Raw genomic sequence first — 12,430 nt, forward strand, 5'->3', positions numbered from 1 at the left:
CAACCTAATCGACGACGTAGATTGCGCCTGTCGCGCATGGCAAGCATTTGGGCTATAGGCGGCGGCATGACCGATCCGATCTACAATGATCCCGACTTCGTTCAGTTCTACGACATCGAGAATCAGGATGGCCGCGCCGATTTTGACTATTGCGTCGGTCTTGCCCGGGATGGCGGCTCGGTTCTCGATCTTGGTTGCGGCACCGGTCAACTGGCCGCCGAAATGGCCCAAGGGCGCCACGTCACCGGTGTCGATCCCGCATCGGCCATGCTCGATATCGCGCGACGCAGGACCGGCGGTGACAAGGTCGACTGGGTTGTTGCCGACGCGCGAACGGTGCGGCTCGGAAAACGGTTCGATCTGGTGCTGCTGACCGGTCACGTTTTCCAGGTTTTCCTGACCGAACAGGATCAGCGGGCAGTGCTGTGCACCATCGCCGAACATCTCGGTCCTGGTGGGCGCTTTATCTTCGACACGCGAAATCCCGCCGTGGAGGCGTGGCTGGAATGGACCCCGCAGCGCTCGGAAAGGATTGTGGAGCATCCCAGCCTTGGCACGGTCAGGGCTTGGTATGATGCCGACTGGAATGCCGCCAGTGCGGTGGTCACCTATTCGACCTTCTATGAAATTCCGGGCGGCAGACCAATTCTGGGCGCTGAATCGAAAATAGCGTTTCCGAAGAAGGAAGATATTGCCGGGATGCTGGATGACGCTGGCCTGCTGGTGGAGCAATGGCTCGGCGACTGGCAGGGCGAACCCTATGCGGACACCTCTCCGGAAATCATCCCGGTCGGTCGGCTACGCTGATCAGCCAGCCCGGCCGGACGTATCTCACGCCGTCTTGGCCACCACCGTCTCGCTGAGCCAGGTGCCGATTTTCGTCCCCAGCCGGTCGGGCGAAACCGGCTTCGGCAGATAGTCGTCCATGCCGGCCTCGATGCACTTGTCGCGGTCGCCCTTCAGCGCATGCGCGGTGACGCCGATGATCGGGATGTGACCGCCCGACGAGGTCTCGATCGCCCGGATGGCCCGGGTTGCCTCGTAGCCGTTCATCTCGGGCATAGAGACATCCATCAGGATCAGTTTCGGATGCAGCGACCGGTACATCTCGACCGCCGTGCGGCCGTTGCCGGCGATGCGGTAACTCAGACCGAGGCCGTTGAGGATCTGGCCGAACACCAGCTGGTTCACCTCATTGTCCTCGGCGATGAGGATGTCGATCGGGCCGTTCGGCGTGGCGGTCGATTCCGGCACCGCCATGACCGGCATGGCCGGGCCACGGATGACGGTGAAGGCGGGCAGAGCCGCCTGCGGCACCGGTTTCGGCTGGACCGGTTCGCGGATGAACTGCGCCTTGCCGACCTGCGAGCGAGCCTTCTGGATGACCGAGATGACGGTGCCGAGCAGGACCGCCGAACGCGCCGGCTTGGTCAGATGCGCCGATATGCCGAAATCGATGATCATCTTGCCGAAATCGACCTGGTCGACCGAGGTCAGGATGACGATCGGGATGGCCGACAGCCGGCTGTCGGCGGCGATGGCCCGGGCGACATCGGCGCCATTCATGCCGGGCATCTGGTAGTCCAGGATGATGCAGTCGACGCTGGCGCCCAGCTGGCAGGCGCGATCGAGGAAGGCCAGCCCCACCGCGCCGCTTTCGGCGGCGGCGCAGTCGAAGCTCCAGCTTCTGAGCTGCTCGAGCAGGATTTCGCGGTTGACCGGATTGTCGTCGATGACCAGCACGCGCGCGCCGGTGACGTCGACAGGCACGATCGCTTCGCGTGCCTCGGCATGATGCACAGGCAGCGGCACCGCGAACCAGAAGACGGAGCCGCGCCCGATCTCGCTCTCGACGCCGATCTTGCCGGCCATCAGGTCGACGAGGCGGGCGGCGATGGCAAGGCCAAGGCCGGTGCCTTCGTGACGCCGGGTCGAGGAGCCGTCGACCTGCGCGAATTTCTCGAACACGTTCTGCAGTTTCTCGGCCGGGATGCCGATGCCGGTGTCCTCGACCCGCAGCCTGAGCTGGACGACATCGTTGACGGTTTCGCCGCCGACATCGATCAGCACATGGCCCTTCTCGGTGAACTTCACCGCATTGCCGACCAGATTGGTGACGATCTGCCGGAAGCGGCCGGCGTCGCCGACGACATGGGCCGGCAGGCGCGGATCGACGCGCACGATCAGTTCGAGGTTCTTTTCGGCGACGCGCGCCGAGACCAGTGTCGCCACGTCCTCGACCGCTTCGGTGAGACGGAAAGGGGCAGGGTCCAGGGTGAGCTGTCCGGCGTTGATCTTGGAGAAATCGAGGATGTCGTTGATGATGGTGAGCAGCGCATTGCCGGATTTGACGATGACGTCGGTGAAGGTCTTCTGGCGTGGGGTGAGTTCGGTCTTGGCCAAGAGTTCGGCCATGCCGAGCACGCCGTTCATCGGCGTGCGGATCTCGTGACTCATATTGGCCAGGAATTCCGACTTGGCGCGATCGGCGGCCTCTGCCTTGAAAAGGGATTCGGCCGACTGGGCAAAGGCGCGGCGGATCGCCTGCTCCATCGGCCGGAAGATCCAGAAGGCGACGATGGCCAGGACGCCGAACAACAGGCCGCTCGCCCACAGCAGCAACCGGTCGCTGGACGCATCGGCCAGATGGCGCTCTTCGTCCATGGCGGTGCGGACGCGGACCAGCATCGGCTGGACGAACAGGTCGTTCTGGTTGCGGATTTCCCGATAGCTCCATTCATCGGCCTTCTGCGCCACCGACATCAGATTGAAGTTGCGCACCATGTCATGCGCCGACCAGAACAGGTCGCCGTTGACCGAGGCGGTTTCGAGCTCGTTGAGGGTCTTGGCCGACAGGCGCGAGCGCAGCGCGGCGAACTGGGCGGTCAGCGTGTCGATTTCGTTGGTCAGGCGTTCGGAATGGTCGCGGGCCGAGGCGGTCAACGCGTCGCGTGTTTCGTTGCGCCAGGCGGAACCCGTCGTCTCGGCGAAGCTGGTCGCGTTGCGCAGGTCGCGGGTGAAGACGACGAGGTTGCTGCTCAGCGCGTCAACCTCATGACGGAAGGAATTGACACGGTTGAGCGCAACCATGATGGCCGTGGAAGCCAGCGCGAAAATCAGCAATCCTGAAAGATAGCGAATCCGGACAAACCGGATGAAGGAAGAATATTCCGGCATGCGCAACCCCAACACATACGCATTATTTTAACGACCGGGATTACGCTTCATTTACATTAAGATTTCGTTCGCGCGACCAGCGCGATTGCTCGTCCGCGCGGCGGGAAGATCAGAGCGATGCGGTGATGCCGCCGTCGACATAGAGGATATGGCCGTTGACGAAGGACGAGGCGTCGGAGGCCAGGAACACGCAGGCTCCGACCAGTTCCTCCACCTTGCCCCAACGGCCCGCCGGGGTGCGCTTTTCGAGCCAGCCGGTGAAAGCCGGATCGGCGACGAGGGCTGCATTGAGCGGCGTGTCGAAATAGCCGGGGGCGATGGCGTTGCATTGCAGGCCATGTTTGGCCCAGTCGGTTGCCATGCCCTTGGTCAGGTTGCCGACCGCGCCCTTCGTCGCCGTGTAGGGGGCGATGCCAGGGCGGGCAAGGGCGGTCTGAACGGAAGCGATGTTGATGATCTTGCCACGGCCGCGGCTGATCATGTGGCGCGCAGCCGCCTGGCCGACATGGAAGACGCTGGCGACATTGGTCTGCAGCAGGCGCTCGAACGCATCGGCGGGAAAATCCTCGAGCGGCGTGCGGAACTGCATGCCGGCATTGTTGACCAATATGTCGATGGGTCCGCCGGACAGCTCGAAATTGTCGATCGCGGCGCGAACCGCGTCATGGTCGGTCGCGTCGAAGACAAGCGTTTGCGCCCCGGGGATCTGTGCCGCCGCGGCGCCGAGCTTGGCCGCGTCACGGCCGTTGAGGATCACGCTTGCGCCGGCTTGCGCCAGGCCCTTGGCCAGAGCGAGCCCAATGCCTTGCGACGAGCCGGTTACGAGCGCCCGGCGCCCGCTGAGATCGAACAGATTGGCCGACATCGAAGCTGATCTCCCATTTGTCTCTGAACCCGCACCGACATCGGTGGGCACTCAGCTGTTGCGCGTCGCGATGAAGGTCGCAGCCTCCTTCAGCAGCGCCGCCTTGTCACCAAAGGGATCGAGCAGCGCGTGGGCCTGCCCGACAAGGCCGTGCAGCTGGCTGCGCGCCCAATTCGCACCGTGCAGCGCCACCAGCGTTCCCTTGCCGGCGGCGGCGTCCTTGCCGGTCGCCTTGCCCATCTGGCTGGCGTCGGCGGTCAGGTCGAGCAGGTCGTCGGCAAGCTGGAAGGCAAGGCCGATGGCCGAGCCGAACTCAGCCAGTCTTTCGCGGTCCTCGGCCGCAGCGCCGGCGATGATGGCGCCGGCCTCGCAGGCGAAGCGGATCAGCGCGCCGGTCTTCATTGCCTGCAGCGTTATGATGCCCGCCTCGTCGGGCGGCGTCTGCTCGGCTTCGAGGTCGAGCTTCTGGCCACCGACCATGCCGCCGGCTCCGGCCGCACGGGCAAGCGCCAGCACCAAGGCCGCTCGCCGCTCCGCCGGCAGTACGGTCGCCTCGCCGGCGATGATGTCGAAGGCCAGGGTCAGCAATGCGTCGCCGGCCAGGATCGCGGTTGCCTCGTCGAAGGCCCTGTGCACTGTCGGCTGGCCACGGCGCAGATCATCGTCATCCATCGCCGGCAAATCGTCATGGATCAGCGAATAGCAATGCACGCATTCGAGTGCCGCCGCGACGCGCAGTGCTGCTTCGCCGTCGGCGGAGAAAAGGGCGGCACTTTCCATGGCCAGGAAGGGGCGCAGGCGCTTGCCGCCGTTCAGCACGCCATGGCGCATCGCCGCCATCAGCCGATCGGGCCGCGCGATCTCACCCGAAAGCGGGCGATCGTCGAGCAAGCGCCGCAACAGCACCTCGACGGCCGCTGCTCGCCTGATGAGCGCCATTTCGAACGCCATTTCGTCGTCATTCGTCATGGTCGGGACCGGTAGCCGACACTCAGACGTTGCGCAAGAAGGCAAGCGCCATTATGCCGGAGCGAGGAGAAGCACGGGTTGGGCGGCTTGGCGGAACCGATCGTCGATCATGAAACCGAAAAGCTGGACATGGCGACGAGATCGCGCGGCGTGAACCGTCGCGGTCTCAGGCGCCGGGTCCGGCGCGGCCTTGTCGTGGCCGCCGTATTGGCGTTGATCCCGACCGTGCTGACCTTCCTTTACCTGCCGTCCTTCGTGCACCCGGTGTCGACGCTGATGCTGAAGGATCTGGCGACCTTCTCCGGCTATGACCGGCGCTGGGTGTCGATCGACGATGTCGCGCCGGTGCTGGCTCACTCCGTCATCATGTCGGAGGACGGGCAGTTCTGCTTCCACCGTGGCGTCGATCTCGGCGAACTCAGAGGGGTAGTCGACGATGCGCTGGCCGGCGAGGCGACGCGCGGTGCCTCGACCATCACCATGCAGACGGTGAAGAACCTTTTTCTCTGGTCCCGTCCGCTGGGCTCGGTGCGCAAGGTCGTCGAACTGCCGCTGGCCGTCTATTTCGACGCGGTGATGTCGAAACGCCGTATCATGGAGATCTATCTCAACATCGCCGAATGGGGGCCGGGCATCTACGGCATCGAGGCGGCGGCGCAGCACCATTTCGGCATTCCGGCAAAACAGCTGTCGCGCCGGCAGGCCGCACTTCTCGCCGTCGCCTTGCCCAACCCCATCGCCCGCAATCCGGCCAAACCCGGGCCGGGCTTGAGAAGGTTGGCCAATCTGATCGAACGGCGTGCCGGTCGCTCAGGCGCCTATGTCGGCTGTCTGGAGTAACCGACTCAAAAAAATTCATGGCAGTGCTGGCCAAAACGGTGTCAGGCGTGTATAGGCACCCGACTTTCTCAGATTTAGGCCCCGACATGGCCCTTTCACGAGGGCGGGCGGGGCTTTTGACCATGTAATGGAGCATATCCATGGCCGTTCCGAAACGCAAAACCTCTCCGTCCAAGCGCGGCATGCGCCGCTCGGCCGACGCCCTCAAGGCCCCGACCTATGTCGAGGACAAGAATTCCGGCGAAATGCGCCGCCCGCATCACATCGACCTGAAGACCGGCATGTATCGCGGTCGCCAGGTGCTGACCCCCAAGGAAAGCTGAGACCAGCTTTTTTGAAGGGCTGAGTTGCAAAGGACCGGCCTCAGGCCGGTCTTTTTGCGTTTGGCGAACCTGACGGCCGAGGCCAGACTGCCATCCCACTGGCGGGTAGCGCGCGCCGGCTCCTTCAAGCGCTGAGCCTCTTTCCTACGCTCGCTCCGTGTCGGCTGACATGGTTGTTGCATTCGGTCTTCGACCGTGTTTGCGGCTTGGCACGAAAAATCTTGACGGCGTGGCTGTGGCGCATTCTACAGAAGGTGCCCCCATATGGAGACGCCAGATGTTCGGTGCCGTCCCGCTTTTGATCGTGCCTTTCATTCTCTACAATCTTGGCCTGCTCGGAATTTTCGGCGGCGGCGATGACCCGTGGGCGAGCGAGATCTTCTCGTTCCGCATGATGTCGGGCGGGGTGTTCTCGATGACGCTCGGCGACCTGATGATACTGATCGGCCTGATCTTCCTGTTCCTCGAAATGGTGAAGTCGGCGCGCACGACCAGCGCCTCGATCATGGACCATCTCCTGTCGACGCTGGTCTTCGTCGCCTTCCTGGTCGAGTTCCTGCTGGTCAAGGGCGCGGCGCATTCCATCTTCTTCACGCTGATGATCATCGCGCTGTTCGATGTGCTGGCCGGGTTCGCCGTGTCGATGCGGTCGGCGAGCCGGGACATCAACCTCAACTAAGTACTCAGCCCGGATCCGCGGTGAAGCCGGCGGCCTCGATGCCGGCGATGGCCGCGGCCTCGTCATTGTCCGACGTGTCGCCTGAAATGCCGACGGCGCCGATGATAGTGCCGGCCTTGTCGCGGATCAGCACGCCGCCGACGACCGGCAGCACACGTCCACCCGACACGTCGGAGATGCCGGCGACCAGATGCGGGCGCTCCTTGGCGAAGGCCTCGACCTTGCGCGAGCCCATGCCAATGGCCAACGCGCCATAGGCCTTGCCCGCCGACATTTGCGGGCGCAGGAACGAGGCGCCGTCCTGGCGCTCGAAGGCGACCAGATGGCCGCCGGCGTCAAGAACCGAGACGCCGAGCGGCTTGAGCTTGAGTTCGGCGCCCTTGGCGAAGGCGGCATCGATGATTTGCCGGGCTTTTTCGAGCGGCAGTGCGGTCATGGCAATCTCCTGTTGGGAAAGGGACAATCATCGATGGCCAGCCGGCCGAAGCAATCCCGGTTTCGGTTGAAATTGCTTCTTGTGAAGCGGCGGGATGGGGCCAACTGCCGCCAGGGCGGCGCCGGCGAGCGGCTGAATCGACAGGCGAACGGTGCCGCTGGTCAGGCCGGGTTGCCGAAGGGCCGTGCGGCTATTTCTTCTTGGCGCGGGCAGGTTTCTTGGCGGGCACCGCCGGCGCGTTGGCGAGGTCTTCGGCTTCCTTGGCCAGCCGCAGAGCCCGTAGCTTGTCGGTCTTGGCCTTGCGGGCGTCGCTCTCGGCGGCATATTCCGCCATCGCCTTCTGGCGGACGGTGGCCGCCTCTTCCTGCTTCTTGAAACGCAGATCGGCGCGCGCGCGGGCGGCATCCCGAGAGTTCTCAACCAAGACCTTATCCAATCCCGTGAATTGCGGTTTCCGCTTGTTCTAGCAGAGCCGGCCTCCAAACGGGGAAAATAGTTGATTAGGCGACCGGGCTGGCGCCGAGAGCCTTGCCGGCGACCACGGCTTGATAGGCGGCCTGCAGGGTCGCGCGGACAGAAGGACCGGATGCCGTGTCGAGCGGCATGCCCAGATGCTCATGGCGCAACTCGTCCATGAATTTCTCCCACATCGGCGGTCCGCCCTTTTCCAGCAACTCGGCGCGGATCGATAGTTCCTCGCTTGTCGGCAACCAAACGCGGCCCCAGGCGCCGAGATGGGCCAGGATCGGCACCAGCGTGATGGCCATCTCGGTCAGGCTGTAGATCGCCTTCTGCTTGTGACTGGGATCGTCGGCCTTGGTCAGCATGCCCAACTCCATCAGCCGCTTCAGCCGGTCGGCAAGGATATTGGAGGCAATGCCTTCAATCGATCCGTTGAGCAGTTCGCGGAAATGCCGCCTGCCGCCAAAAATCATGTCGCGAAGGATGATCAGGCTCCAGCGGTCGCCGAACACTTCCAGCGACAGGTTGATTGGGCAGCCGGACCGGCGATCGAGGCTCATTCGATTCTCTCCACACAAAACCAGTTGCATTATCGTATCAGTTTTATTATGGTGCAACCGATTGCAAAATGCAATCAGATTGGGAGACCGAGCAATGACGACGATCAATCGTCCCGAGATCAAATCCGAAGCCTTCGGCGATCCTGAAAATCCCGCGCTGCTTTTGATCATGGGCGCGATGGCCTCGATGCTGTGGTGGCCGGAGGCGTTTTGCCGGGAGTTGGCGGATGCCGGCCTGTATGTGATCCGCTACGACAATCGCGATACCGGCCGTTCGACCAAATATCCGCCGGGCAAGCCGCCTTACACGTTCGACGACATGGCGGACGATGCCATTGGCGTGCTCGACAGCCATGGCATCGGCAAGGCCCATGTCGCCGGCATGTCGATGGGCGGCATGATCGCGCAAATCGTGGCGCTCAAGCATCCCTCCCGCGTCGCGTCGCTGACGGTGATCAGCAGTTCGCCGGTGGGGATGGACACTTCGCATCTGCCGCAGACAACCGGCGCCTATATCGAGCATTCGGCCGCTGGCGCCGATGTCGACTGGTCGGACCGCGGCCAGGCGATCGATTTCGTGGTCAAGGATGCGCGGGCGATCGCCAGCACCACACATCCGTTCGACGAGGTCCAGATGAGAGCTTTCATCGAAAAGGATTACGACCGATCCGGTGGGTTCTTGAGCGCGACCAATCATTTTTCACTCAAGGGTGGCGATGCCTGGAAGGGGCGGCTGCCGCAGATGGCGACGCCACTGCTGGTCATCCATGGCACATCAGATCCGATCTTTCCGGTCGAACATGGCGAGGCGCTGGCCAAAACGGTCGCCGGCGCGAAACTCCTTCGTATCGCGGGCGGCGGCCATGAGCTGCATCCGCAAGACTGGCCGGCGATATCAGCCGCGATCGTTGCGCATATCCGATCCAATTGAGCCTTCGCGGGTGGTCTTGACGGGCAAGGCACGGCGCAATAGTTAAGTGAATGCTTCAGTGTTGATTTCCCGCTGACCGACGATCCCCGAAACGGAAGAGCAAAGAATGTCCCTGACCCTGCATTTCCATCCGCTGGCCTCTTTCTGCTGGAAGCCGCTGATCGCGCTCTACGAGAACGCCACCGCCTTCAACCCGGTCATCGTCGATCTCGGCGACGAGCACTCGCGCGCGGCGTTCCTGAAGATATCGCCGAGCGGCAAGATGCCGGCGCTGCGCGACGATGCGCGCGGCCGCACGGTGCTGGAATCGACCATCGTCGTGGAATATCTGGCTGCGCACTATCCGGGGCCGGTCGAACTCGTTCCCGCCGACATCGACCTGGCGCTGGCGGTCCGCCAGGCCGACCGCTTCTATGATTTCTATGTGCAGGAGCCGATGCAGAAGATCGTCGGCGACCGTTTGCGGCCGCAGGACAAAACCGATCCGCTCGGCGTCGAGCAGGCGCGCGGCCAGCTGCGCAATTCCTACGCCATCGTCGAACAGGAGATGCAGTCGACGACCTGGGCGGTGGGCGACGCCTTCAGCCTGGCCGATTGCGCGGCGTCTCCGGCACTCTTCTACGCCAACAAGGTCGAGCCGTTCGGCGACAAATATCCCGCCGTGAAGCGCTATCACGACCGCCTGCTGCAGCGCCCTGCCTTTGCCAGGGTGATCGAGGAGGCGCAGCCCTACTTCAAGTTCTTCCCCTACAATAATGGCTGACAGCGATGCTGCACGATCCCGCCCAGCTCGACCTGATGTTCCAGGCGCTTGCCGATCCGGCGCGGCGGCAGATGGTCGACCGGCTGTCGCGCGGTCCGGCCTCGGTCAGCCAGCTGGCCGAGCCGCTGGCAATGTCGCTGTCGGCTGTCGTCCAGCATCTCAATGTGCTGGAGGCAAGCGGTCTGGTGCGCTCGGAAAAACTGGGGCGCGTGCGTACCTGCCAGATCGAGCCGAAGGCGTTGAGAGCAGCCGAACACTGGATCAACGAGCGGCGCCTCTCCTGGGAGCGCCGGCTGGATCGGCTCGGCGATTTTCTGGCGCAGACCGACGACGAAAACTGAAGGAGACCAACATGACCGAACGATCCGTCGTCCATTCCACCTTCATCATCGAGCGTCTCTATCCGGCGACGCCGTCGAAAGTCTTCTTCGCGCTCAGCAACGCGGACGCCAAGCGGCGCTGGTTCACCGATCCCGACAATCCGATGCCCGGCCGTTTTGAAATGGACTTTCGCGTCGGCGGCAAGGAGCTCAATGCGGGTGGACCGAAAGATGGCCCGATCCACGTCTACACAGCCACCTATCAGGACATCGTGCCGGACCAGCGCATCGTCTACAGCTATGACATGCTGTTTGGCGCAACTCGCATCTCCGTGTCGCTGGCCACGATCGAACTGTTTGCCGAGGGCAAGGGCACGCGGCTGGTGCTGACCGAGCAGGGCGCTTTCCTCGATGGCCATGACACATCGTCGTCGCGCGAGCACGGGACGGGGGTGTTGCTCGATTTGCTCGGCGCATTTCTGAACGAGAAGACCTGAAAGGGCTGATCGGTCGCCGGCCAGAAACGGTCAGGCTTCCCAGAATTGATCGAGCCAGATGTTGAGTCTCAGGAAGCCGGAATTGCTTACCGTGTACACACGCCGCGTGCCTTCAGCCTTGGCGTTGACCAATCCGGCGTCGAGCAACACTTTCAGATGCTGTGATACGGCCGGGCGTGAGACTGGAAGCCCGGCCGCCAACTCGTTGACGGTCTTCGGACCGCGTCGAAGTTCTTCCAGAAGGTGGCGCCGATTGGGGTCGGCGATCGCCATGAAGGCGTCGGAAAACATCATGCCTCATTTGTGAGGCAAAGTTTTTCGAATCTCAACTGTCTGCTTCTGCTTTTCTTCTTGGGTCAAGCCGCAATGCTTCCGGCGTCACCGAGCGGTCGGCCGGCTGCGTCTTGAAGGCGTCGCGATCGCCGATCGGCACCGGAGCGCGGCGGCTGATGCGCAGCAGCGTGTAGCCTGCCAATGACAGATGCGCGAAGGCGGTGGCCAGGAACAGGCCCTCCGGGCGCATCCAGCCCATCAGCGCTGCCGCCAGCAAGGGCCCGATCATGGTGCCGAAGCCGTAAAGCAGCAGCAGTCCGCCCGACACCTTGACGAAGTCCTCGGCACGGGCGTGGTCGTTGGCATGCGCCACGGCTATCGAATACAGCGTATAGGCAAAAGCGCCGTAAGCGGCGGTGAAGACGATGACGAAAATGCCGGAGCGCGGTTGGAACAGGAAGATCAGGAGCGCGAACAGGGCCGCGCCGAAAGCGGCGCCGGCCAGCACGAAACGCCGGTCGGTCTTGTCGGAGAGACGCCCGGCCGGTAGCTGCATGGCAGCGCCCGCGACGACGACGAGGCTCATCATCAAGGCGATCTCCGCGGTGGGAATGCCGATGCGCGCGCCATAGACCGCACCCAGCGTGCCCCAGGCGCCATTGGCGATGCCGATCAAAACGCAGGCGATCGCCGACACCGGCGAGTTGGCGTAGAGCCCCTTGACGTCGAGTTTGACGTCCTGCAGCGGCTTGGGGTGCGACGCCGTCGAAACCGCGGTCGGGATCAGCGACAGGCAGAACAGGATGCCGGTGATCATGAACAGCGACGCCGATTTCACGTCGCCGCCGGCGACAATCATCTGGCCGCCCATGATCGAGGCGTAGGTGACCATCATGTAGAGGCCGAAGACGGTGCCGCGGTTCTCGTTGGTGGCCTTCTCGTTCAGCCAGCTTTCGATGACCATGAAGGCGCCGGCCATGGTGAAACCGGTAAAGGCGCGCAGCAGGATCCAGACATATTCATCGATGATCAGGCCGGTGAGCAGGGCCACGATGGCGCCGGACGCGGCGAAGGCGCCGAAGGCGCGCACATGCCCGGCGCGGCGCACGATGCGTGGGGCAAAGAAGCAGCCGGTGACGAAGCCACCGGCCCAGGCCGTGCCCATCAGGCCAAGCGATGCGGTGGAGAACCCTTCCACCTGGCCGCGCAGGGGAAGCAGCAGCCCATGCAGACCGGATGCCGCCAGCAGGAAGGCAGTGCCGCGAAGCAGGGAGAGGATCGGTCTGTAGGATGCGAGCATTTATTGATCCGGCTGGACTCTGGAGGGACAAGGTC

The 12,430-nt window shown here is 63.5% G+C and carries 16 protein-coding genes; 8 read left to right on the forward strand and 8 right to left on the reverse strand.

The features are described from left to right. The first annotated feature begins 66 nt into the window (after positions 1-66). Positions 67-807, forward strand: coding sequence for a class I SAM-dependent methyltransferase (locus CK226_RS22885; RefSeq protein ID WP_095793265.1), 741 nt, complete (start codon positions 67-69; stop codon positions 805-807). A 24-nt stretch (positions 808-831) separates the two neighbouring features. Here CK226_RS22885 and CK226_RS22890 read toward each other — a convergent pair whose 3' ends face one another. From CK226_RS22890 to CK226_RS22900, 3 genes are all read right to left on the reverse strand, one after another. Next, entirely contained in the window at positions 832-3,177 is a 2,346-nt protein-coding gene (locus CK226_RS22890; protein WP_095793266.1) for a response regulator, read from the reverse strand. A gap of 109 nt (positions 3,178-3,286) precedes the next feature. Further along, positions 3,287-4,042, reverse strand: coding sequence for an SDR family oxidoreductase (locus CK226_RS22895; RefSeq protein WP_095793135.1), 756 nt, complete (start codon positions 4,040-4,042; stop codon positions 3,287-3,289). A 51-nt stretch (positions 4,043-4,093) separates the two neighbouring features. Then, positions 4,094-5,011 carry a polyprenyl synthetase family protein gene (locus tag CK226_RS22900; RefSeq protein WP_095787998.1) on the reverse strand — a complete coding sequence of 306 codons (918 nt, stop codon included), beginning with the start codon at positions 5,009-5,011 and terminating at the stop codon, positions 4,094-4,096. A gap of 78 nt (positions 5,012-5,089) precedes the next feature. On the opposite strand from CK226_RS22900, the gene CK226_RS22905 reads away from it, so the two are divergent. The 3 genes from CK226_RS22905 (at position 5,090) to CK226_RS22915 (ending at position 6,853) form a co-directional block, all read left to right on the forward strand. Continuing rightward, entirely contained in the window at positions 5,090-5,851 is a 762-nt protein-coding gene (locus tag CK226_RS22905; RefSeq protein ID WP_095772116.1) for a transglycosylase domain-containing protein, read from the forward strand. Positions 5,852-5,991: 140 nt separating this feature from the next. Beyond that, positions 5,992-6,174, forward strand: a complete 183-nt coding sequence (gene rpmF / locus CK226_RS22910; RefSeq protein ID WP_008834724.1) for a 50S ribosomal protein L32 — start codon at positions 5,992-5,994, stop codon at positions 6,172-6,174. Between the two features lie 277 nt (positions 6,175-6,451). Then, positions 6,452-6,853: a hypothetical protein gene (locus CK226_RS22915; protein WP_095787997.1), complete on the forward strand. Its 402-nt coding sequence runs from the start codon at positions 6,452-6,454 to the stop codon at positions 6,851-6,853. A 4-nt stretch (positions 6,854-6,857) separates the two neighbouring features. Here CK226_RS22915 and CK226_RS22920 read toward each other — a convergent pair whose 3' ends face one another. The 3 genes from CK226_RS22920 to CK226_RS22930 all read right to left on the reverse strand — a co-directional run bounded on the left by CK226_RS22920 (position 6,858) and on the right by CK226_RS22930 (position 8,311). Next, positions 6,858-7,289 carry a heme-binding protein gene (locus CK226_RS22920; RefSeq protein ID WP_038650156.1) on the reverse strand — a complete coding sequence of 144 codons (432 nt, stop codon included), beginning with the start codon at positions 7,287-7,289 and terminating at the stop codon, positions 6,858-6,860. A 190-nt stretch (positions 7,290-7,479) separates the two neighbouring features. Then, on the reverse strand, positions 7,480-7,713 hold the full coding sequence (locus CK226_RS22925; RefSeq protein WP_056576497.1) for a hypothetical protein: 234 nt from the start codon (positions 7,711-7,713) through the stop codon (positions 7,480-7,482). A 76-nt stretch (positions 7,714-7,789) separates the two neighbouring features. Then, positions 7,790-8,311, reverse strand: a complete 522-nt coding sequence (locus CK226_RS22930; protein WP_095772119.1) for a helix-turn-helix domain-containing protein — start codon at positions 8,309-8,311, stop codon at positions 7,790-7,792. A 94-nt stretch (positions 8,312-8,405) separates the two neighbouring features. On the opposite strand from CK226_RS22930, the gene CK226_RS22935 reads away from it, so the two are divergent. The 4 genes from CK226_RS22935 (at position 8,406) to CK226_RS22950 (ending at position 10,822) form a co-directional block, all read left to right on the forward strand. Continuing rightward, a complete protein-coding gene (locus tag CK226_RS22935) occupies positions 8,406-9,242 on the forward strand; it encodes an alpha/beta hydrolase (protein WP_095793136.1) in 837 nt (278 codons plus the stop codon). Between the two features lie 106 nt (positions 9,243-9,348). Continuing rightward, positions 9,349-10,005: a glutathione S-transferase family protein gene (locus CK226_RS22940; protein WP_095793137.1), complete on the forward strand. Its 657-nt coding sequence runs from the start codon at positions 9,349-9,351 to the stop codon at positions 10,003-10,005. A 5-nt stretch (positions 10,006-10,010) separates the two neighbouring features. Then, positions 10,011-10,346 (forward strand): metalloregulator ArsR/SmtB family transcription factor, encoded by a 336-nt coding sequence (locus tag CK226_RS22945; protein WP_095772122.1) that lies wholly within the window; start codon positions 10,011-10,013, stop codon positions 10,344-10,346. Between the two features lie 11 nt (positions 10,347-10,357). Beyond that, entirely contained in the window at positions 10,358-10,822 is a 465-nt protein-coding gene (locus tag CK226_RS22950) for an SRPBCC family protein (protein ID WP_095793138.1), read from the forward strand. A gap of 30 nt (positions 10,823-10,852) precedes the next feature. Here the strand turns inward: CK226_RS22950 and CK226_RS22955 are convergent, their stop codons facing one another. Continuing rightward, entirely contained in the window at positions 10,853-11,116 is a 264-nt protein-coding gene (locus CK226_RS22955) for a metalloregulator ArsR/SmtB family transcription factor (RefSeq protein ID WP_027053942.1), read from the reverse strand. A gap of 31 nt (positions 11,117-11,147) precedes the next feature. Next, positions 11,148-12,395: an MFS transporter gene (locus tag CK226_RS22960; protein WP_095772124.1), complete on the reverse strand. Its 1,248-nt coding sequence runs from the start codon at positions 12,393-12,395 to the stop codon at positions 11,148-11,150. Between the last annotated feature and the right edge of the window lie 35 nt (positions 12,396-12,430).

This window comes from Mesorhizobium sp. WSM4311 (assembly GCF_002295115.1).
Classification (GTDB): Bacteria; Pseudomonadota; Alphaproteobacteria; order Rhizobiales; family Rhizobiaceae; genus Mesorhizobium.